Here is a 21,177-nt window from a genome sequence, read left to right as displayed (position 1 = left end):
TCAATGACAATAGAAATAATAAGTGGGCTAATTAAAAAATCGATTGAAACAAAACTCAGTATAAATAGAGAAATTAAACTAAATATTTTAAAATCAATTGATTTAATCGTAACTGCTTTTGAAAATAAAAATAAATTGATTATTTGTGGTAATGGTGGAAGTGCCGCAGATAGTCAGCATATTGCTGCAGAATTTGTATCAAAGTTTTTAATTGATAGAAAAGCACTTTTTGCTCTTGCATTAAATTGTAATACTTCCTCTTTAACAGCAATTTCTAATGACTATAATTATGATTATTCTTATTCGAGACAAGTTGAAGCTTTTGGAACCAAAAATGACATTTTATGGGGAATATCTACGAGTGGAAATTCAAAAAATGTTTTGAATGCTGTAGAAGTTGCTAAAAGTAAAGGAATGTCTATTATAGGTATGACAGGAAACCAAGGAGGAAAATTAGCCGCGCTATGTGATATTGCAATTAGAGTGCCTTCTGATCATACTCCTAATATACAGGAATGTCATATTATGATCGCTCATATTATTTGTGAAATTGTGGAAGCAAGACTGTTTAAATAAAAATATCAGGGGAGTTATGGGAAGTATAGTGATTGCAGGAAGGCATACTGGTATTCCTGTAGTGAATATGGATATAATGAAAAAGTTTTATCTTAATATTTTAGGTTTTAAAATATTAAGCGAAGAAGTTGAAGATGGAATGTTTATTTCAGAAATACTTGGAATAAATGAAGTAAAAGTACATATCTTAAAGATTATTGCTCCTGATAAATGGATGCTAGAACTATTAAATTATTTAAATTTAGAAATTAAAAAAGAGTCTTTGCATAGAAAAATATTTGATGTCGGTATTGCGCATATTGCATTAACTGTAAAGAATATAGATGAAACATATGTTTTTCTAAAGGAAAATAATGTTAATTTTATTTCTTCTCCTAAAATTTCTCCATCAAAAAACGCAAAGGTTTGCTTTTGCCAAGATCCTGAAGGAAATTATATAGAACTTGTAGAAATATTATAGAAAAAGGAATAAAGGAAAAAGTAAATGTATCAATTTTCGTTAAATCCAATCAATGTGGAAAAGATTACAACAAAATATCGTAATATTGTTACCCAAATACCAAATCCAAAAACTCTTTCGATCATTAATCTATGCCTACAGTCTGAGCCTTTATCTATGAATGATCAATTACCGGTAGTTTGGCATAAAGCAGAAGACTTTCAAATATATGACGTCTCTGGTAATAAATGGATAGATTTCACTTCAACAATTTTTGTTGCTAACATAGGTCATTCGCATCCTAAAGTTTGTGAAGCAATTATAAAAACTGTAAGCGATAAGCTTTTAAATGCTTATTATTACCAGACTGAATTAAGAGCAAAGCTTGTAAATATTTTAATTGAAATAACGCCAGGAGCTTTAAATAAAGTGCTTCTTTTATCGACAGGATCAGAAGCTACAGAAGCCGCATTAAAAATGCTACGATTATATGGAGCAAATCTACATCCAGAAAAAACACTCATTATTGCTTTTGAGGGAGCATTTCATGGTAAAACAATGGGTTCACAAACTCTCGGCGGAAAGCTTGGAGGAAAAAAATGGATTAAATATGTTCATCCTGAAATTTTTCATTTGCCTTACCCATATCCATGGGTTCTGGAAGAAAAAAATATGTCTGGAGAAGAGTTTTTTTATGAAAGCCTTAAAAACTTAAAAAATTCAGGGGTAGATTTATCAAATATTGCAGGTTTTTATGCTGAGCCCTATCAGGGCTGGTGCGCTGTTTTTTTTCCTAAAGACTATATGCAAGCACTCAGAAAATGGTGCGATCAAAATAATTCTCTTTTAGGGTTTGATGAAGTGCAAGCTGGATTTGGAAGAACTGGAAAATTATTCGGTTTTGAACACTTTGAAGTTGAGCCCGATATAATTTGGTGTGGTAAAGCTCTTTCATCAAGTATTCCAGTATCTGCAGTAATTGGTAGAAAAGAATTAATTGACATAGATGCATCGCTAAACAGTACGCATGGCGGTAATCCAATCGGAGCTGCAGCATCACATGCTGCGATTAAAGTTTTATTGGAAGATAATATGGTATTTGAATCCTCCCGAAAAGGAAAAATTATCGAAAAAGAGCTCCATCAATGGCAAAGTGAAAAACCAGGTATTGTTTGTGAAATTTTTGGTGCAGGAATGGTTTGGGCAGTATTTATTAGAAATCCATTTAGTAAAGAATTAGATATTGAGTTAGTTGATAGAATTATAGAGAAATCAATGCAAAAAGGACTCCTATCAATAAGAACCTGTTGTGGAACAATAAAACTTGGGCCACCGTTAAGTATCCAAGATGATGCATTAATTGAAGGTATTCATGTTTTAAAAGAATCATTAAATGATATACTAAAAGAAGGTTATGTAACATGATTGATTATTACATATCGAGCAAAACATTTTTTTAAACTATGATTGGGTTGTTATTTATGGGATTTTCAAAAAAAAATATAAGAGAACTCTTAGATACAGTTGGACTCTATGAGGACTCTGAAGATATTTATGAACAAAAAAATATTGTCTTAAGAGATGGAAGAAATGCTATTTTATGGGAAAATAAAACAAATGGTCATGGAATATTAGATCCAGAATTTTGGGAAAAAAGTAATTATTATCAAGAAGATTATCGGAAAGAATTTTCAGCAAATCTAAATAACTTTACTAACTCTAAAGATCATTTAGAAATTTATAAAGGATTAAACAAGCGACAGTATGAGCAATTTGCACATATGATTACTCACTCAACAAGATTTCTTGAAATTGGTTGTTCTTTTGGTGGGATTATTTCACTTGTTAATCAAAATTCCCTTAGTTGTATTCACGGTATTGAACCAAATAAATATGATTCAGAGTTTATTGCAAACAAATTATCCTCGGCAAGAATATTTAATTCTACTTTCGAAGAGTTTGAACCTAATGATGTAATTTATGATTTAATTGTCAGCTTTGAAGTATTAGAACATGTTATTAATTTAAGTGATTTTGTAATAAAATTGTCTAAGTGTCTTGAGAGAGGAGGTTTTATCAATATTGAAGTACCTAATCATAATGATGCATTATTAAAGTACTATAAGAATTGTGCATATGAGAAATTCTATTATCATAAAGCTCATATTCATTATTTTACTCCAAAATCTTTAAATAATTTATTTGCGCTTCATGGTTTTGAAGGTTCTATTTCAAGTTTTCAAATATACCCATTTTTTAATCAAGTATTTTGGATTTATAATAATAAACCTCAAGCGTCTGCTACAGAAGCTTTATCGTATCCTAAAATTTCAGTAATTAATTGCCATGAAGAATTAGAAATTAATAAATTTTTTGACGATACTCAGGCTAAATATCTTGAATTAATGAATCAGTATTTAATTGGCGATTCTCTTGTTTATTCGGGTAGGAAATTATGAAAAATACAATATTTTATATACTTGAAAGTAAGGAAATAGAGGATAAAAAAATCAATTAAAGAAATCCTTTTAGATTTTAAAATAGTAGATCAATCATCAATTATTAATTTTTATCCCAGAATAAGGGATAATGAGTTTATTAAAGTCTTAAAGTGTATTAAATCTGGTGTAATTTTTCTCAATTCTGATTCTCACATCGATGAGTCTTATTATGAACAAAAAGAAGGTCTTTCCTATTGGGAAAAAGAAACATTTGAATCTATAAAAAATGAGAATTATCTATATGATAAAAGGCGTTCTAATTTTATTAACCCATATATATTAAATAAAACATAGGTTGATATTGGAAGCGGAATTGGGGGTATTCTAGATTTTAATAAGAAAATTGCAAAAAACATTTTTGCAATTGAGCCTCAAAATTATTGTCAAAAAATTATTCAAGAAAGAGGATTTACAATATTCAATAAAACTGATGAACTTCCATCAAATTATTTTGATGTAGCAAGCATGTTTCATGTATTTGAACATCTAAAAAATCCCATTGAGATCCTTGCTTCAATTTATGAAAAATTAAAAATAAATAGTTATTTAATTATAGAAGTTCCTCATGCTAGAGATGCGCTAATTTCATGGTTTGATATTGATGAATTTAAGAAGTTTAGTTTTTGGAGTGAACATCTGATCTTGCATACCCGTGAATCTCTAAGAATTATAGTTGAAAGTATTGGCTTAAATGTTATAAGTATTGAAGGAATTCAGAGATACCCATTATCAAATCATCTTTACTGGTTGACAAATAAAAAACCAGGAGGGCATCTTCTTTGGAATCAATTTTCAAGCAAAACTTTAAATTCGGAATATGAAAATATATTGTCAAAATTAGATATTACAGACTCTCTTATTCTAGTTGCAAAAAAAATATAGTTATTGATAAATTCTATGGTACGGCAAAAAAAAGAAATGCGTGAGAATCACGTCCACATAAAGATTTGCAATCAGTTTGGAAATGATCATTACAATTAAAGGGGTAACCAGTTAATTGAAGCCATTGTGAGAGATTTAACTTTAGATGCGCACCCAATCTCGGTTGAAGTTTTGGTTTTAAAAAGTGTGTTAAATTTTCAAAATACTACATGTAATTCACTTAAATAAATAATTTTTTATGATTTAATGCATGCAAATAAAGTTCGATTATAATACCCAATAAATGGGGGCTTACAATCTTGATCCACACCTAAGGAATAAACTTCTTTGAAACTTGTATTTGACTTAATCCAATTTTTTATAAACTCAGGATTCCAATTATTTAGAGTTCCTTCAAATGCAGATTCGTGTTCTTCACCAGTATCAAGGAATAAGACATGCTTTGTAACATTATCGATTAGTTTAATTAACTCTAATGCTGAAGTGGAATTTTTATTTAAAACAAAATGGTGTAGAACGCTTAAGCAAGAGACAATATCATATTTCTGATTATTATCTATCATCTTTCTAAGACCTAGAACGATGTCGTTATGTATAATTTGACTTTTCTCAATTCCATAAACTTTATAACCAATTTCTAGGCTAATAGGATCTCTTTCGAGCCCAATTGAGTTAAAGCCAATTTTACTGAATTCCTTAACAAACCAGCCATAACTGGATCCAATATCAAGGTATTTTTTATCGACAAATGTATGGTCAAAACTTTGAAGAAAATTCTTCATTTTTTCAAATCTATCAGTAGATTTTCTAATTAGTGCCCATCCAGAAATACCTTATTTAAAACATTTATTCATCTAACAATAAATTGATATTTATTTTTTAAATACAGGATATTCTTCAGTCTAATAAAAACTGATTGATATTTTATTAATTTAGTTTTAATATCGTACTATATTTCCTCCATTTCTATAAAAAATTTACACTTTGTTTGCAAGAATTGTTAAATTATATGAAACTAATGCAGACCAAATATAGCTTTTATAACCAGATAAACCTTTCCATGTTGCGCGATCTAAACCAAATCCTCTTTTTAATGCCGAAATGTTGCTTTCAATTCCAGCACGAAACTTTTTTAATTTATTATAAACGTAACTACTTTTAACTATTTCCAAGATTTTTAATCCACATCTTTTTGAAAAATACACATCTTTAACACCTGATTTCTTTGCATTTAATACATTATCTTTAGAAGAAAACCCGCCATCCGCTGAAATCTGACGAGGAAATCTTTCATAAAGTTTATTTTGTGCGTTTACAAGATCCATGAATTTAATTGCGTCTGATGGATTTCCTTGTTCAATTTGACAATCCAACACTAAATTACTTTTGCCAGTGGTTAAAAATATTTTATGCCCAAACTCAACTTCCCTTCGACTTTTTACAATAACATCTGTGTGTTCTTCAAATATTGAAACTACTTTTTCTTCTGATTTAATAACCTTATGATCTATAATCCTAAATATAGTTTGTGCTAAAATTGCTTCTAAATGAGTTTTTGCATGTTCAAGTTGCTCAATTATTTTTAAAACTTTTTTGCTTTTTTTAAGAGATTTCGCTACTTTAATATAACTATTAATTTGATTATAATTATCACCAGCCTTCACTATTAAATCCCTGTAAATTTCTTCTCTTTTTTCTTGATTATTCGTATTCAGGATTGAAAGAACCATGTTTTTAGCAAGTTTGCAACTAAATTTCAATTTCGATATTTTCAAATTATTATTTTTATTCAATTCTTTTAACTGAAATAAATTTCTTGATAGAACTCTTATACAATCATAAATTAAAGAAGAATCTGTTGGTCTATGTATATTTGTTTCCACCACAGTGCTATCAACTCGTACAGTTCGTCCTTTCTCATATCCTTTTTTTTCTGCGTATTTTACCAATATTATATTTATCTTTTCCCATGTATTAAAGGATATTTTTTTAATATTCTCTTGTAGTGCTGAGTCTGAGTAATATATACCAAATGGTAACTTTACAAAAGCTCGTCCAGACTGTGAATCTGCTAAATGAAATTCAAGCTCTTTATATGTCCACTGTCTTTGCTGTTTCAAAATTGCTGCACAAAATACCATCTCTGATGACCTTCCTGTCGCACCTTTATAGCTTACCATTTTCCCTTGGAGAAGATCCTCGTGAACCCAATCTAGTATTTCTTCATGTTGCTCTAAAATTTCACTCATTTTTTTTAACTCATCAGAATATTCATGGATTGAGTATTGACAAAATAGGTCTGGATATAGTTCAATCTTCTTGCGCATAGTTTGCTTTTCGCCTCGTTCTTTTTAGGGTGTGTTCTCAAATTTTTCCCCAAACGATACAACACCCCATATAAACCATAGAAGCAAAGTTATTTTTACTTTTATCGTAACGGGAAGCAATGCTTCTGAACTGTTTTAATCTAGCAAATAAATTTTCTACTAAATGTCGAATTTTATATAAATGCATATCAAATCCATCATTTGTTTTATCAATAGAATTTTTCTTTTTAGGAATAATGGCTTGAATATTTTTATCTGCTAATTTTTCTCTTATTTTTTTATTACTGTAAGCCCGATCTGCAATTAAATTTTCAGCATTGCTAGCTTCTATGAGTTGATTTCCTATTCTACTGTCGTGAACTTGTCCTTCACTTAAAATAAAGTCTATAGGATTTCCATGTGAGTCTGCAATCATATGTATTTTACTTGAATTTCCACAAACAGCACGACCAATACATTCTTCTTTTTTGCATTTTGAATTTACAGAATGCTGATGCGCTTTCACTATTGTTGAATCTATAAAATTCCATTCATTATCTAATTCTCCTCGAATTTTTAAAAATAACTCGCGCCAAATTCCTAGTTTTGACCAACGATTAAATTTATTAAATACTGTTGAATATGAACCAAACTCCGTTGGTAGATCCCTCCAAGGAGCTCCTGTTCGTAGCTTCCAAAAAACAGCATCCATAAAAATCCTAATTCTATTTGAAAAATGAATTTTAAATTCCTTAAGTATTGGGGCTAGCCTCGACCACATTTGATCTGTTATCATCAACCTTAACATGCTTCCCTCTTTCGTTAGACTTGGTAATCCAACTTTTGCGGGAAGCATGCCAAAAATCAAGTATTCTCAGATATTTGAGAACACACCCTAGTAGATTGTCCATTGATTGTAGTTTGCTTCATTATAGCATCCATGGTAAGCTTTCTTTTATACTGTACTGAAAAAATTTTTGCACTGCATCGGAACCCCAAATCTAGAAATTCGCTCACTCTTATCGCAGACATATTTAAATGTCATCATTTAATACTATTTTTAGAGGCATTACACATAATTATTATTGGACAAAAAATATTAAATTCCGTTTACTTCATAGCGCATTATCCACTTAAAAAAAATTACTTTACTTCAAAGGTATTTAAAGATAATATTTTTCAATTCATCACTAAAGTTTGACTGGCTAGATACCAGGAGGATTTATACATAAGATATATATTTATAAAAATTTAATAAGCAAAAGATTCAAAGAAATAGAAAACCAAACATCTATATTTCCAAAAAGGTACATGACTCCTTCTCAAAAAATAAAATTACCAGAAATTTATAAAATATGCTTTCATTATAAAATAGTTTTATGCATACATGAGGTTTTTGGTGAGAACTATTACAAATTTAATGATTTTCAAGCGCAAAGAAATTCGTTCAGAGCTTCTGGCAATAATGAATGGCATATAGATTGCGGATCTGAAGCAAGAGCCAATTACTTGCATAGAAATGATAATAGACAGTTAAAATGTGGTACAAATCTGCAAGATAATACGATTGAATGGGGTGAAGGAATATATAATCTCCCTATGAAGCATAAAATTCCAATTGATACTTTTATTAAAAGATTTGATTTTAGAATTAAAGATTGGAACAATCTCAGAAGGACTAAAAAAGAAGCGCTTTTAGTTCCAATAAAGACTGGAAATTTTGTTGCGTTCGATTCTAGAATAATACATACATCAGTAGTCCTAACAAAATTAGAAAATCCGCTTATTGAAAAAAAATGTTTTTAAAAATGCCTTTGAAAAAATATAGATATGTTATAAATTGCAACCCAAAATGTCAAGTATACATTGAAGATAACTTTTTGCTATACTCAGAAAGAAAAACATATGATGAGATAGATCCTAACATAAATTCTCTTCTTAACTTATTCTTTAAAGATTATTTAAGATATTTTTATCCTGATTTACTTCCAAATCAATATAATAAATTCGCTTCTGACAATAGAGTCAATGTTGCTTGTTCAAGTAAAGAAAAATTTAATCATTGGGAGAATAAATATAATGAATTTCAGCGTTATAAATGAAGTAGTTAAAAAAACCACTCTAATAAAAACACCGAATGATCTAAATGAAAATATCGATCAAAATCTTCTTTTATTAGGAGTCTGGTGCGATTTATATGAGCAAAAAGATTTTTGGAAAAATAAAGAAAAAAACATATTTAAACATCATAATCAGGATAAAGAAGATTTATCTAAGAATATAAATTATTTAAATAATATTTATGACTTATCCTTAAATGAAATTAGGGATTATTTAAATAATACTCATTGTGTCAATGAAACTAAACAATATTGGCACATTGTTATCGGCCCTTGGCTAAGGGGGTTTATTGATGTTTTTTATGATAGATACTTATCAATTAAAAGAGTGAATAGCGCTTATTCAAAATTAAAAACAAATATAGACCTCTATGATGAATTTTCATTTACTCCTCAAAATTACAATGATTTTTCTATACTGATACCACAGGACAGTTATAATAGTTTTCTATACGCATTTATTCTAAACAATATAATTCACAGTATTGAGTTAATAGAAACGAATAAAAAAATAATTAATTATAAATCTAGCATAGATAAAAATACAAATAAATTTAAATTTAAATTTAAATTAATAAACTTTATTTTAAATTTATATTCAAAAATTATTCCTTTATTCTTATATAAATTTGCATTTATTGATTTTAACATTTCAAAAGATATTTTAAAACTATTTTTTTTACTTAAATCATTTCCTTATTATGAAATTAAAAATAAACAAGAATTATTTTTTTCAGAAATCAACAAAGTTGTTAGACTTAAACTTTTAGAAAATAGAAACTTTAATAATAGAAGCGAATTTTTGGAGCTATTACTAAAAATATTACCGGAACAAATACCAATATGTTACATTGAATCTTATTCAAAGTACTTAAAATATGTACAGAAAAATTACCCAAAAAATCCTAAATTCATTTTTTCTATAGTTTCACAATATACCAATGAAGCATTTAAATATTGGGTAGCAGAGTCAACAAAAAAATCTGCCAAAATAATTTTGCATCAACATGGTGGACATTATGGTATTGGACTATCAAATCGTTTCTTGGAATATGAAGCGTCAATTGCATTCAAATTTATTTCATTTGGTTGGCAAGATCAAAATTTTTCAAATATTTTACCAGCTCCTTCTTATAAGTTAAGCCATTTTAAGAGAGAAGTTAAGTATAATCCTTATGGAAAAATATTGCTAGTACCAATGTCAATTCCAAGATATCCATATCATATGTATAGCGTACCGATTGCAGACTCATATTTAACTTATTTAAATCAACTAGACGAATTTATTATAAAATTAACAACTGAAAATAAAAAAAATCTTTCTATTCGCATTCAGCCCCTTGATAATGCTTATGGTTGGAATTTGCAAAGTCGATGGAAAGATAAATTCCCAAATATAGAAATTTATTCAGGTATAAAGTCATTTTCTAATCATGTTTCTGAATCTAGACTTATTATAACAACATATAATTCAACTACTTTTCTTGAACTTATCTCAGCTAATTATCCCGTTATTATTTTTTGGGACTATAATCTTTTTGAAATTTGTCAAGATGCGGTTCAGTCATTCAATGAATTAATTGAAGCTAATATTTTTCATAAAACTCCAAATGAGGCAGCAACATTTGTAAATGAAATTTCTTATAATCCTTTGGAATGGTGGCACAAAGAAAAAACACAGTCCGCAAGACTTAAATTTTGTGAAAAATATGCAAGAGTATCTGACAATTGGACTAAAGATTGGTATAATCTTATAAAAAGTTTTCAATGAGTCTTTAATCTAATTAAGAGTTCGATTGCATACTCCAAGCTAAACTATTTCATGATTACTTAGTGCCCATCCAGAAATACCTTATTTTAAACATTTATTCATCTAACAATAAATTGATATTTATTTTTTAAATACAGGATACTCTTCAGTCTAATAAAAACTGATTGATATTTTATTAATTTAGTTTTAATATCGTACTATATTTCCTCCATTTCTATAAAAAATTTACACTTTGTTTGCAAGAATTGTTAAATTATACGCAGTCCATTAAAATTGTTCCACACATCGTTTTCTTGATTGAGAAAATCCGATGGATTTGACAATTTTATCGGTTAATTTATTCCATGCATCGCTCTCAGCTTGAATAATATCATCTATTTTTTCGTATAATTTAAAAGACAAATGATTTCTCTTTAAATAACTCCACAATCTTTCAATATGATTTAATTGCGGACTATAGGGGGGAAGAAAGTGTAAAGCAATATTTTTCGGTACAACAATCTTGCAATTATTATGCGCTCTTGAGCCATTCAATATCATTAGTACATGTTTACTTCTCTTTATTTTTCTTGAAAAAGCATTCAAAAATATCTGCATATTCTCACTGTTTAAAGTTGGCAGAACAAGCCCGAATCTTTTCCCAGTTTCAGTATTTATTGCTCCATATATCCATGAATTTAAAAAACCATTTTCATTTTTATACTCAGGGCGAACCCCTTTTGGACTCCAAATTCCTGACGTGATTGTCTTTTGCCCAAATCTAGTTTCATCTTGGAAATATTGGATAACTTTTTTATCTGGATGTTCTCTCTTTACCTTATCTAAAACTTTAGGAAAGTTTTTTCTCCATTCTGCAATAACTTCTGGATCATTTTTAACATGTAATGGTCTCGGTTTGACTTTTCTTAAACCTATTTTCTTACAAAATGAATAAATGCCAGATCTACTAAACTTCTTACCATTATTTTTATATATAAGATTTTTTATAATTTCAACATGAACAACTTTTGCTTGAGATTCCTGCGAGTTCTTTAAATTTATCTGCTTTTTTAAATCGGAAACCTCATCCAAGTTTAACAAACTTTTCCTACCCGTACGCGGCTTTTCTAGAAGATTCATTATTCCATCCGATTTAAATTTTCGTATTGTTTGGTAAACCGTTTTGGGGCTGCACTTCAATACCGCTGATATTTCTTTCGCTTTAATGTCCATTAAAAAGAGCAGAATTATAGCAAGTCTTCTTAGAAGTTGCGTCGTTAATTTTTTCTTAAGAAGTCCCTTTAAAGTTTCATTAAAATGAGTTATAAACTTCGACATATGCAGCATTCCTTTATTATTTCGAGTATAGATGAAGTGCTGCATACCTCTTACACGAAAAAATTTATTTTATAAAACTTTAATCCTAGTTCATTTTTAAAAGCAATTTTTGTTATTGGTAATCTATTCTTTGGTAGAAACTTTTTGGACTGCGTATTATATCATACTGTGCTAAAAATAATAATTTTCCAATTAGCGATGAAAAATGGCGTAAGGATCCTTTTACTAGAAAAGATCTTGAAAGTTTAAATAACATTCCACTTACAGTTTCAAAAGATGAGCTTGAATTAAGGTTACGGAGTCTTAGTTATAAAGAATTTCTCCCTTATATTATTTTTCACGGCATAAAATTTGTTCCAAGCCTAAGAAAAAATGAATCATGAAATAATCGCTATTCTTATGAAAAAAATGGAGGTGAATCAAATATGCAAAAGATATTGCTAATTTTATAATTTGCTGATACTTTTTAAGTAGAATTTTATTTAAAATTTTCTCATAAGGAGATTCACCATGAATCTAAACGAAACCCTCCTAAGGAGATATAAAGAAGATGGTTTTGTCAAAATTCCGAATGTTTTTTCAAAAAATGAAATTGATGAAATTATTAAAACTTTGAATACTTTTCAAAAAATGATGCCAAATTGCTTTCTGGAAGAGATATTAACTATGTGGATTCAAAAAAAGAAATAATTAATTCTGTCCATAAGTTACACATAAATCCTTACTTTAATAATATATTAGTGTCCGAAAAAATGAAAAATATTGCTTCATTTTTTCTTGAAGAAAATTCTGTTGCAAGAGTTTCGGAAATGTTTGCAAAACCAGCAGATAAAGGTTTAGCAAGCCCAATTCATCAAGACAATTTTTATTGGTGTTTAGTACTTGCAAATGCGCTTACAATTTGCCTTGCAGTTGATCCATGCAGTCGAGAGAATGGAGTTGTTTCATATATGAGAGGCTCGCGCAAACTTGGGTTATTGCCGCATGTTAACTCATATGCGCCCGGTAGTTCGCAAACAGTTGAGAGAAAATCAATTCCAACAAATTTAGAACCAGTAAGTGAAATATTAAATTCAGGAGATGTTCTTATTCATCATTCTCTTACTATTCACTGGAGTGCTGCAAACACCAGCGGAAAAAGCAGACTTGCTATGACTTTACAATATCAAGGGGAAAGTGTGAGAATTGATCCAGAGATGTTAAAACATTATGAAAGTAATTTGCTAATGCAAGTAAATATGCGAGAAATTAATACTGCTTCTAATGAAAAAAATTCTTGAAATTTTATTTGGGTGCTTTATGGTAACAAAAAATTATCACGATTTTGTCATAAAAGATGGAAAATTCATTGGTGAGTTTGATGAAATGTACCAAAACATTGAAGATTCGTGGTTCCAAAGCAATATTATTGAATCAATTTCAAGGCAAATCAAATTAATAAACTTAAGAAAATTTGGAGTAAGGTCCGCAATAGAGTATGGCTGTGGTCTAGGGTATTTCACAAATGAAATAAAAAAGAATACTAATTGTCTTATTACAGGTGTAGACATTTCAAAAACAGATATTGATAAAGCTAAGGTACTTTTTCCTGATGTTCAATTTATGGTAGATGAAGTAACAAATATAAAAAATTATGCTCATTCAGAGGCTATAATTTTTGCAGAAATAACATGGTATATTTTAGATGAAATAGATAAAATTTTTGAAATTATGCTTCAATACTTACCAAACAAATTTTTTTTCCAGAATTTAACATTTTATCAGGGTGGAGAACAAAAATATGGACGTAACTATTTTACTACATTAGAAGAATTTATTAAATATTGTCCATTTAAACTAATTGAAAAAGTAGAAGTAACACCTTCTGATGCTCAAAAAACAATAGAAACACATGCTGTTTTTAAAATAATAAAAAAATAAGTATAAATAAAGGCAAGGAATATAAAAATGCCCGGATATGAAATTATTGGTGAAGAAGAGCTAAAAAACATTCAAGAAATATTTAGTCAAAGTTCAGGAGTCTTATTTGCTCATGGCTTTCCGAATCAACGTGGCGGTAGATATAGAGTACGTGAATTTGAAAAGCAATTGGCTGAAAACTTTTCTTCAGAGTATTGCCAGGTCGTCAGTTCTAGAACTGCTGCGGAATTTGTGGCTCTTAAAGCAATGGGAATTCAACCTGGTGATGAAGTCATAACTCAAGCTTTTACTTTTGTTGCTACGATTGAAGGTATTATTGAATGTGGAGCAACTCCTATCGTTGTCGATATAGATGAAACATTAAATATGTGTCCAATTGCTTTAGAAAAAGCAATCACTTCAAAAACAAAGTGTATTATTCCTGTATATATGCTTGGTAATCCTGCGCGAATGGATGAAATTATGAAAATATCTTCCAAATACAATATTCCTGTAATGGAAGATGCTTGTGAAGCATTAGGGGCTACTTATAAAAATAAGTCTGTTGGAACGATAGGGCATTGTGGAATATTTAGCCTAGATTTTGGAAAAACAATTACTACGGGTGAGGGAGGTTTTATCCTCACGCAAAATTCAGAATTATATAATTTAATGGCTGAATATCACGATCATGGGCATCAAAACCTGCAAAATGTATCCCGTGGTTGTGATACGGCTAGAATAAGTGGCTTTAACTTTAGAATGACTGAAATGCAAGCCGCAGTTGGTTCGGCTCAATTGTTGAAACTTAGCTATATTTTACAAAAAAATAGAGCAAATAAACGCAGATTGAAATCTAATTTAACAGAATCAATATCAAACTCAGTTGAATTTCGTGAAATCATATCTCCGGAAGGAGAATTGGCAGATACACTCATGCTGTTTTTACCAAATGCAGGAACTGCAGCTAAAGTCGTTGCTTTATTAAAAGAAGATGGAATTGGAACAAAAAATGTTCCAGATGCAATGAATTGGCATTTTTCTAAAAATTGGCATCATATTTGGAAGTTTCATCCTATTTACAAAGATTGCTATCAAGAGATATGGAGAAAATCAGATAACCTTTTATCAAAATGCATTTCAATACCAATTATGGTAAAATCTTTTGAAAGTGAAATAGATTTAGTTTCAGACAAAATTATTAAAGCAATAAGGAATTTTATTTAATGGAGACCTTAGCTATAATCCCTGCTCGTAAGGGATCAAAAGGTTTACCAGGTAAAAATAAAAAATATTTATGTGGTAAGCCGTTAATTGCATACTCTATAGAAAGTGCACTTGAGGCAAATTTAACTCCTTTTATAAGCACAGACGATGAAGAAATTATTCAGATTGCAAATAAATATAATATTATTTGCAATTATAGAAGACCTCAACATTTAGCCACAGATTCTGCTAGTATGGTTGATGTTGTTCTAGATGCAATTAATTGGATAGAAGACAATTTAAAACAGAAACCAGAAATTATTACTTTATTGCAGCCAACATCGCCTTTCCGAACTTTTAAAGATATTAATGAATCTATTAAGCTTTTAAAGGAATTATCAGTGTCATCCGTAATAGGTATTAGTAAAATGTGGGAGCACCCTTTTGAATGTATTAAAATTAAAGAGAATGGAGGATGGGAGTATCTTCGAGTGCCACCAGTAAATATAATGCGAAGACAAGATTATAAGAGTGAGTATTACTTCATAAATGGAGCAATATATACATTTAAAAAAGAATTTTTCATTAAAGAAAAAAGATTTTTATCTGAAAATTCAAAACTTTTATTTATGTCAGAGCAGAATAGTTGCGATATAGATAGCTATAAAGATTTTTATTTAGCAGAAGCTCTCATGAAAAGTAGGAATTTATAATGACAAAAAAAGTTGTGTTTATAACGTATTGGCCTTTTAATGTTAGGGATGCATATCGATTTGACCTGTCGCCTTTTACAAAATATGGCATAAATTATGAATATTGGGATATTTCATTGATTACAGATTATGAATACCATCAGAAATATATTCAATCAAACGATGATGAATTAGAAATTAGTAATTATTATACGTTTAATTTTGTTGAAGAGGTTTTATTAAGAATATCACAATGCCAAAAAATCTTTGTGATAATGTTTCCTCCTTTGGAAGAAAAATATATATGGTTATATAAATATATAACTGAATATAAAATTGAATATTGTTATATGTATATTAATTGCATACCTTTTATTAAAGATATTTCTTTAAAGCGCCTTGTAAAAAATGCCTTAACGATAATATTAAAGCCTTTTTTTTTGTTCTCTCATTCTAGAAGTTCACATAATGTAACTAAAGGGCCTAAACTTCTTATTTTGGGAGGAGAAAAATCTAAAGAATCAATTCATAAATACTTAATTAAGAAAAAAATTCCTACTTTATGGGCTCATAATAATGATTATGATCAATATCTAAAAGAGAAAATTAATGAGAATAATAATTTTAATAAAGATAAATATATTGTTTTTTTGGATGAGTTTTTCCCATTTCATTCTGATTTAATTTATTATAAAAATATTGGAAAAATAAATGCTGACGTATATTATAATTCACTATGCGATTTTTTTTATAAATTAGAAAATTATACTGGATATAAAGTTATTATTGCTGCTCATCCAAGTTCATATTATCCAAAAATGCAGAAAAATTATTTTGGAGGTAGAGAAGTCATTAAAAATAATACTTTAGAACTTGTTAAAAATTCTGAGCTTGTGGTTTGTCACTCAAGTACCTCTGTATCTTTTGCAAACTTGTTTGAAAAATCAATTCTTTTTATAGCTATGAATGAAATTATAAATATGTCTAAATTACATAGTAAATGTATTCTTGTATTCTCAAAATATTTTGGAAAAAAGTATATTTATATAGATAAAATAAAAAATTTTGATAAAATTAAAAATAATTTATTTTTACATTCTAAAAAAAAATATTTAAGATACAGAAATGATTTTATAAAAAAAAGTGGAACGAGTGAGAAATTTATTTTTGATATTCTCGCTGAATATTTAATTAATAATAACTCTTGAATTTTATTTATAAGCAATGAAGGTTAAAATGAGAATTATTATAAATCAAGAAATATATAAAACGGCTATTCTTAAAGAAAGTCAAGTAAATTTTGAGAATTATATCAGGGATATTTCGCAAGGATATCATAAGGAATTTCTATTGCATCCTGCATTTGAAAGAAATTCAATTGGTAGCAATTTATTTAATTTCTTTTGTTATATTCAAATGATTAATTTAAATGAAAATAGCTTAAATAATTTAAATGATTGTGAATATTTTAAAAAAATTTATTATATCAAAAGGTATAATAATAAAATACTTAAGTATATCTATGCGTTAAAGGTGATTTCAAGAGGATTTTTTAATATCTTCTATAGTTTTTTAAGATATATTATAATTCTATATAAAATGAAAATGAGACTCGGAAAACTTGAATTTGAATGTGCAAATAATATTAAATATGCAATTTTTACTTTCATAGATGAAGCAACATTAAGGGATCCTTTTGTAGATAGATATTTCCCTGGAATTTGTGAAAATGATAAAATAGATAAGAAATCAGTTCTTTTAATTTCTGTTTTCAGTTCTTCTATTAAAAAAAATGAATGCGTTAAAATTATAAAAAAAACATTTTCAAATGTTGCTTGTCCCGAACAATTGGTTTCTTATTTTGATATGATGAATCTTTTTTTTAAGTATTTAAAAATAATATTAATTTCTTGTTATAGAATAGTGTTTATAAGAAAATTTAGTAGTATCTTTGACTTTATATTTTTAGAAGAGTTATTTTTATCTACCCCGAATGCAGAGGTTTGTGGAGAAGGTATAATAAAAGGAATGAAAAAAAATCTTCGCACTAATGAATTTAAAATATTTATCAATTCTTTTGAAAACTTAGAATATGAAAAGAGATGTATTTTTGCAATTAGAAAATATTACCCAAATTGCACATGTGTTGGCTTTCAACATGCGACTCTGATTGATACTCAACTCTCAAATTTTCCCCTAAAAGAAGAAATAGATAATGGACTCTGCCCAGATGTGATTTTATCAAATGGTCCTAAATATCTACCTATATTAGAAGATGTATTTTCTAATTTATTCTCTAAAAATATTGTTAAATTAGCTCCAACATTGAGGTATAAAAAATTTACTGATGAAATTGTTGAAAGTTCTTATTTCAATTTTAAGTACAGTTTAATTCTATCAAGTATAGATCCCATCTCTAGTTTAAAGTCTATATCATATATTGCTGAATCTATTGATAGTTATGATAATAGTTTTGGGATTATTGTACGGGCACATCCAATGTGCAATGCTTCAATTTTAAGGGATAATTTTAAAAAATCAGGCATAAAAACAGAAATATCAGAAAAAATTATTTGGATTGACGCACACTGTAATCTTGAAAATTTGATCTATTATGCAAATTATGTTTTTACATATTCAACGGGTTCGGTATTAGATATATTAAGCTTAGGAAAAGTACCAATTGTTATAGGAAGCAATTCGACTCAATTAACAATGGTGCCATTTGTAGATTCAAAATTTTCTGAATTTATTAAAATTGTATTTAATGAAGATGATGTTTTGTCAATTTTAAAACATTTTAAATTGAAAAAAAATTTAAAGAAAAAAATTAAGGAATGGTATTCAGAATTCTATTTGGATTCTCGGGATTGTGATCTTTATGATATTTTCTTCTCTTATATTAAAGATGTGTAATAACAAAATTTACATGTGAACTAAGATGATTTTCTTGCAAAAAATTTTGGAAATTACTTCTTATATCTGGTTCTGATTCACAAAGCATTTTAATAAATCGATTTGAAACTAATGAAGGATTTTTAGTATAAGCATTTCTCACTATATCTAAATCTAATTTTCCAGGTGTACAGAAGTCTAAAACTTTAAGTTTAGCTCTTTCAATAAGAATTTTTAATCCTATATTTGATAATAAATTTATATGATGAGGAGGATAAATACTATCTGAATTTTCCCAAAGTGTTTGCATATCAAACCCAGTACAAGAAAGAGTCGTAAATTGCATTATTCCATTTTTTTTAATAATTTTTTTAGCTGAAGTTAAAAATAAGTGAGGATCAAATAGATGCTCCAAAACTTCAAAGGATGTTGCATAGTCTACTGAGATTTCTTGTTCTTCTATTTTTTCCAAAGACTTTTCTATAATTTGAAAACCTTTTGAACGGCAATCATTTGCAAGATTTGGCGATGGTTCTATACCGAAAATATCTCTAAATAAATTCATTTTAGAAATTTCTTCTAAGAGAAGTCCATATCCAGAGCCAATATCACAGAATGTTAAATTTTTGTTTGTATTTAAGTATTTTTTTGCATTTTCAATAATGCTATTTGCTTTGGGCTTTATCAGTTTATTTCTTCTAATTTCAGAGGTATATTTAAAAAAATGAGTACTCCAGTATTTAACTGATGCTCCATGCTTATAAAATAGATTTATCATGTATTCGTTTGGTCGTGGAGATAAATATAATGAAAAGCAATTTAAGCAAGATTGATATTCAAATCCTTGCTTTATAAAGCTGAGTTTCTTTTCATCTGAAGAGCATGCAGGACAATTAATTTCTATAAAATTTTCTTTGTCAGTAAAAAAATTTAAAATGTCTTCTTTAGCTAATTTAAGGTATGTATTGAATAGTTCTTTTGGCCTAATATCTTCTTCACTAAATGAGTTATAATTCACTTTTTTTCCAATTCTAAAGTTAATTAAGTTTATTTACGAAGGTAGCTATAATGTGTATGAATTATTGCTTTCTCTTGAAAATGTAAAATTAAATATGTCTTTAAATGGTCCATTTTTTGCTTCTAATCCATCAACATCAATTTTAATATAAGTAGGTGTGGGAAATGAAAGTACTTCTATGAGGTTATCTACGAAATAGCTTATGGATTCTTGCTGAAATTCTTCATTAAATACATTTTTATTGAAATCTTCATTGTGTCCAAAGTTGTTTAATGCGCCGCCATAAGTCATATTTTTTATATATAATTTATCAGATTTTTTTAAATTTGAAATTGCAAAATTATATCCAGTAACTTTGTTATGTAGGTTATTAGAAAAAATATTTTGATTTAAAAGAGCATAATTTTGTGATTCAGGTTCAACTGCAAAAACTGCAACTCCTTTTTTACCTGCACAAATTGAATATAATCCAATATTTGCTCCAATGTCATAGAGAATATTACATTCTTTAAAAGATGGTATCCAATCTATAGTATCAGGTTCTTTTTCTAATAAAGTATCAACTCTCCAACAAGTTAAAGAATTAGGACAAGAAAAATTAAGTTTTCCAAAAGGTGTAATTTTATTGAAAATAGGAGCCATTTTTTCATATAACTCTAGCTTTAAATGAGGTTTTATATTAACTACTTTAAGATCCAAGTTATAAAACATTTCTTTTAAGAGTTGCTTGATTTTCATTATAATTCTTTCATAAAAAAATACTTGTTCCTAAATAGAAATTGAAGATGTAGTTAGATATTTTTCAACACGAATGATATCTTCAAGCACATCAACAGGATATAGTTCCTCTTTAATTTCAAGGGTGTTAATTTTATATCCGTGTTCCAAGCAACGTAACATATCAACAGACTCTAGTTCTTCTAAATATGTTGGTGAAAGTTTGCTATAGACATCTAGAAAATTTCTTCTGAATGCAATGATACCTAATTGTTTAAACGTATGATGCATTGAGCATGGATTGTTAAAAGGGATTGGACTTCTACTAAAGTATAGAATTTCTTTTTTAAAATTCTGCACAATCTTAACGCAATTATTTGAATAAAATTCTTTGCTTTCTTTAATAGAAGAAATAAGATTTAGGACATCTATTTCATGGTGTGCATTTAGTTTTTGTACTATTTTTCTTAAAATATCAGGTGTTATCATAGGCTCATCACCTTGTAGCATTGTGACAAAGTCATATTTAAATTTTAATTCATTTTCAATTTTTTCTGTTGCTTCTTGAGTTCGGTCTGTTGCTCTTTCATGTTTATTTGAAGTCATAATGGTTTTTATATGTATTGTGTTGCAGTAATCAACTATTTCATTATCACATGTTGCAACAACAACATTATCAAAAATAGGTTCTGATGTTGCTCTCAAAGCAACATGTCCAATCATTGGTATTCCACATATTTTAGCAAGTGGTTTATTTGGAAATCTTGAGCTTCCCATGCGTGCCGGAATAATACAAAGATGTTTTTTATTTTTCATATTATATGTACCCTAAATTATA

General features: G+C 28.2%; 21 protein-coding genes. 14 read left to right on the top strand and 7 right to left on the bottom strand.

Going from position 1 to position 21,177, the window contains the following annotated elements; genetic code table 11:
- Positions 1 to 30: 30 nt before the first annotated feature.
- The 5 genes from gmhA to EZS29_RS12385 all read left to right on the top strand — a co-directional run bounded on the left by gmhA (position 31) and on the right by EZS29_RS12385 (position 4,398).
- Complete coding sequence (gene gmhA / locus EZS29_RS12405) at positions 31 to 576, top strand: D-sedoheptulose 7-phosphate isomerase (protein WP_425460370.1); 546 nt, start codon at positions 31 to 33, stop codon at positions 574 to 576.
- A 16-nt stretch (positions 577 to 592) separates the two neighbouring features.
- Positions 593 to 1,036 (top strand): VOC family protein, encoded by a 444-nt coding sequence (locus EZS29_RS12400; RefSeq protein WP_130611184.1) that lies wholly within the window; start codon positions 593 to 595, stop codon positions 1,034 to 1,036.
- Between the two features lie 24 nt (positions 1,037 to 1,060).
- Positions 1,061 to 2,440, top strand: a complete 1,380-nt coding sequence (locus EZS29_RS12395; protein WP_130611181.1) for an aspartate aminotransferase family protein — start codon at positions 1,061 to 1,063, stop codon at positions 2,438 to 2,440.
- 56 nt (positions 2,441 to 2,496) lie between these two features.
- Entirely contained in the window at positions 2,497 to 3,474 is a 978-nt protein-coding gene (locus EZS29_RS12390) for a class I SAM-dependent methyltransferase (RefSeq protein WP_172603937.1), read from the top strand.
- Positions 3,475 to 3,816: 342 nt separating this feature from the next.
- Complete coding sequence (locus EZS29_RS12385) at positions 3,817 to 4,398, top strand: class I SAM-dependent methyltransferase (protein ID WP_130611175.1); 582 nt, start codon at positions 3,817 to 3,819, stop codon at positions 4,396 to 4,398.
- A gap of 236 nt (positions 4,399 to 4,634) precedes the next feature.
- Here EZS29_RS12385 and EZS29_RS12380 read toward each other — a convergent pair whose 3' ends face one another.
- The 3 genes from EZS29_RS12380 to EZS29_RS12370 all read right to left on the bottom strand — a co-directional run bounded on the left by EZS29_RS12380 (position 4,635) and on the right by EZS29_RS12370 (position 7,512).
- Positions 4,635 to 5,180 (bottom strand): methyltransferase domain-containing protein, encoded by a 546-nt coding sequence (locus EZS29_RS12380; RefSeq protein ID WP_130611172.1) that lies wholly within the window; start codon positions 5,178 to 5,180, stop codon positions 4,635 to 4,637.
- 195 nt (positions 5,181 to 5,375) lie between these two features.
- Positions 5,376 to 6,725 (bottom strand): ISNCY family transposase, encoded by a 1,350-nt coding sequence (locus EZS29_RS12375; protein ID WP_130611169.1) that lies wholly within the window; start codon positions 6,723 to 6,725, stop codon positions 5,376 to 5,378.
- 37 nt (positions 6,726 to 6,762) lie between these two features.
- A complete protein-coding gene (locus EZS29_RS12370; RefSeq protein WP_172603936.1) occupies positions 6,763 to 7,512 on the bottom strand; it encodes an IS5 family transposase in 750 nt (249 codons plus the stop codon).
- Positions 7,513 to 8,015: 503 nt separating this feature from the next.
- On the opposite strand from EZS29_RS12370, the gene EZS29_RS12365 reads away from it, so the two are divergent.
- Positions 8,016 to 8,510, top strand: a complete 495-nt coding sequence (locus tag EZS29_RS12365) for a hypothetical protein (protein ID WP_130611163.1) — start codon at positions 8,016 to 8,018, stop codon at positions 8,508 to 8,510.
- Positions 8,511 to 8,783: 273 nt separating this feature from the next.
- On the top strand, positions 8,784 to 10,595 hold the full coding sequence (locus EZS29_RS12360) for an LIC12162 family transferase (RefSeq protein ID WP_172603935.1): 1,812 nt from the start codon (positions 8,784 to 8,786) through the stop codon (positions 10,593 to 10,595).
- Positions 10,596 to 10,862: 267 nt separating this feature from the next.
- On the opposite strand, the gene EZS29_RS12355 is transcribed toward EZS29_RS12360, so the two are convergent.
- A complete protein-coding gene (locus tag EZS29_RS12355) occupies positions 10,863 to 11,912 on the bottom strand; it encodes an IS630 family transposase (RefSeq protein WP_172603934.1) in 1,050 nt (349 codons plus the stop codon).
- 510 nt (positions 11,913 to 12,422) lie between these two features.
- Between EZS29_RS12355 and EZS29_RS16010 the strand changes: the two genes are divergently transcribed.
- The 7 genes from EZS29_RS16010 to EZS29_RS12325 are packed head-to-tail and all read left to right on the top strand — an operon-like array spanning position 12,423 to position 18,625.
- Entirely contained in the window at positions 12,423 to 12,602 is a 180-nt protein-coding gene (locus EZS29_RS16010; protein WP_172603933.1) for a hypothetical protein, read from the top strand.
- Positions 12,581 to 13,192 (top strand): phytanoyl-CoA dioxygenase family protein, encoded by a 612-nt coding sequence (locus tag EZS29_RS12350; protein ID WP_172603932.1) that lies wholly within the window; start codon positions 12,581 to 12,583, stop codon positions 13,190 to 13,192. The genes EZS29_RS16010 and EZS29_RS12350 overlap by 22 nt, the downstream gene beginning before the upstream one ends.
- Positions 13,193 to 13,211: 19 nt before the next feature.
- The gene (locus EZS29_RS12345; protein ID WP_172603931.1) at positions 13,212 to 13,832 is read left to right on the top strand and encodes a methyltransferase domain-containing protein; all 621 of its coding nucleotides are present in this window, start codon (positions 13,212 to 13,214) and stop codon (positions 13,830 to 13,832) included.
- A 27-nt stretch (positions 13,833 to 13,859) separates the two neighbouring features.
- The gene (locus EZS29_RS12340; RefSeq protein ID WP_130611149.1) at positions 13,860 to 15,038 is read left to right on the top strand and encodes a DegT/DnrJ/EryC1/StrS family aminotransferase; all 1,179 of its coding nucleotides are present in this window, start codon (positions 13,860 to 13,862) and stop codon (positions 15,036 to 15,038) included.
- Positions 15,038 to 15,730: an acylneuraminate cytidylyltransferase family protein gene (locus EZS29_RS12335; RefSeq protein WP_130611146.1), complete on the top strand. Its 693-nt coding sequence runs from the start codon at positions 15,038 to 15,040 to the stop codon at positions 15,728 to 15,730. The genes EZS29_RS12340 and EZS29_RS12335 overlap by 1 nt, the downstream gene beginning before the upstream one ends.
- Positions 15,730 to 16,917 carry a hypothetical protein gene (locus EZS29_RS12330; RefSeq protein ID WP_130611143.1) on the top strand — a complete coding sequence of 396 codons (1,188 nt, stop codon included), beginning with the start codon at positions 15,730 to 15,732 and terminating at the stop codon, positions 16,915 to 16,917. The genes EZS29_RS12335 and EZS29_RS12330 overlap by 1 nt, the downstream gene beginning before the upstream one ends.
- Positions 16,918 to 16,945: 28 nt before the next feature.
- A complete protein-coding gene (locus tag EZS29_RS12325) occupies positions 16,946 to 18,625 on the top strand; it encodes a hypothetical protein (protein WP_130611140.1) in 1,680 nt (559 codons plus the stop codon).
- Here the strand turns inward: EZS29_RS12325 and EZS29_RS12320 are convergent.
- The 3 genes from EZS29_RS12320 to kdsB are packed head-to-tail and all read right to left on the bottom strand — an operon-like array spanning position 18,612 to position 21,155.
- Positions 18,612 to 19,622, bottom strand: a complete 1,011-nt coding sequence (locus EZS29_RS12320) for a class I SAM-dependent methyltransferase (protein ID WP_130611137.1) — start codon at positions 19,620 to 19,622, stop codon at positions 18,612 to 18,614. The two genes, EZS29_RS12325 and EZS29_RS12320, sit on opposite strands and share 14 nt — an antisense overlap.
- A gap of 45 nt (positions 19,623 to 19,667) precedes the next feature.
- Complete coding sequence (locus tag EZS29_RS12315) at positions 19,668 to 20,360, bottom strand: FkbM family methyltransferase (protein WP_130611134.1); 693 nt, start codon at positions 20,358 to 20,360, stop codon at positions 19,668 to 19,670.
- Positions 20,361 to 20,390: 30 nt separating this feature from the next.
- The gene (gene kdsB / locus EZS29_RS12310) at positions 20,391 to 21,155 is read right to left on the bottom strand and encodes a 3-deoxy-manno-octulosonate cytidylyltransferase (RefSeq protein WP_130611131.1); all 765 of its coding nucleotides are present in this window, start codon (positions 21,153 to 21,155) and stop codon (positions 20,391 to 20,393) included.
- Between the last annotated feature and the right edge of the window lie 22 nt (positions 21,156 to 21,177).

The organism is Fluviispira sanaruensis, from assembly GCF_004295685.1.
GTDB lineage: Bacteria > Bdellovibrionota_B > Oligoflexia > Silvanigrellales > Silvanigrellaceae > Silvanigrella > Silvanigrella sanaruensis.
Note: the sequence above shows the minus strand (reverse complement) of the source record. Positions and strands in the feature narration are given on the sequence as shown.

Excerpts from the sequence above, each read along its gene's own strand:
- EZS29_RS12400 (WP_130611184.1), top strand. The coding sequence starts at position 593 with ATGGGAAGTATAGTGATTGCAGGAAGGCATACTGGTATTCCTGTAGTG.
- EZS29_RS12395 (WP_130611181.1), top strand. The coding sequence starts at position 1,061 with ATGTATCAATTTTCGTTAAATCCAATCAATGTGGAAAAGATTACAACA.
- EZS29_RS12390 (WP_172603937.1), top strand. The coding sequence starts at position 2,497 with ATGGGATTTTCAAAAAAAAATATAAGAGAACTCTTAGATACAGTTGGA.
- EZS29_RS12380 (WP_130611172.1), bottom strand. The coding sequence starts at position 5,180 with ATGAAGAATTTTCTTCAAAGTTTTGACCATACATTTGTCGATAAAAAA.
- EZS29_RS12375 (WP_130611169.1), bottom strand. The coding sequence starts at position 6,725 with ATGCGCAAGAAGATTGAACTATATCCAGACCTATTTTGTCAATACTCA.
- EZS29_RS12370 (WP_172603936.1), bottom strand. The coding sequence starts at position 7,512 with ATGTTAAGGTTGATGATAACAGATCAAATGTGGTCGAGGCTAGCCCCA.
- EZS29_RS12365 (WP_130611163.1), top strand. The coding sequence starts at position 8,016 with ATGACTCCTTCTCAAAAAATAAAATTACCAGAAATTTATAAAATATGC.
- EZS29_RS12360 (WP_172603935.1), top strand. The coding sequence starts at position 8,784 with ATGAATTTCAGCGTTATAAATGAAGTAGTTAAAAAAACCACTCTAATA.
- EZS29_RS12355 (WP_172603934.1), bottom strand. The coding sequence starts at position 11,912 with ATGTCGAAGTTTATAACTCATTTTAATGAAACTTTAAAGGGACTTCTT.
- EZS29_RS16010 (WP_172603933.1), top strand. The coding sequence starts at position 12,423 with ATGAATCTAAACGAAACCCTCCTAAGGAGATATAAAGAAGATGGTTTT.
- EZS29_RS12345 (WP_172603931.1), top strand. The coding sequence starts at position 13,212 with ATGGTAACAAAAAATTATCACGATTTTGTCATAAAAGATGGAAAATTC.
- EZS29_RS12340 (WP_130611149.1), top strand. The coding sequence starts at position 13,860 with ATGCCCGGATATGAAATTATTGGTGAAGAAGAGCTAAAAAACATTCAA.
- EZS29_RS12335 (WP_130611146.1), top strand. The coding sequence starts at position 15,038 with ATGGAGACCTTAGCTATAATCCCTGCTCGTAAGGGATCAAAAGGTTTA.
- EZS29_RS12330 (WP_130611143.1), top strand. The coding sequence starts at position 15,730 with ATGACAAAAAAAGTTGTGTTTATAACGTATTGGCCTTTTAATGTTAGG.
- EZS29_RS12325 (WP_130611140.1), top strand. The coding sequence starts at position 16,946 with ATGAGAATTATTATAAATCAAGAAATATATAAAACGGCTATTCTTAAA.
- EZS29_RS12315 (WP_130611134.1), bottom strand. The coding sequence starts at position 20,360 with ATGAAAATCAAGCAACTCTTAAAAGAAATGTTTTATAACTTGGATCTT.
- kdsB (WP_130611131.1), bottom strand. The coding sequence starts at position 21,155 with ATGAAAAATAAAAAACATCTTTGTATTATTCCGGCACGCATGGGAAGC.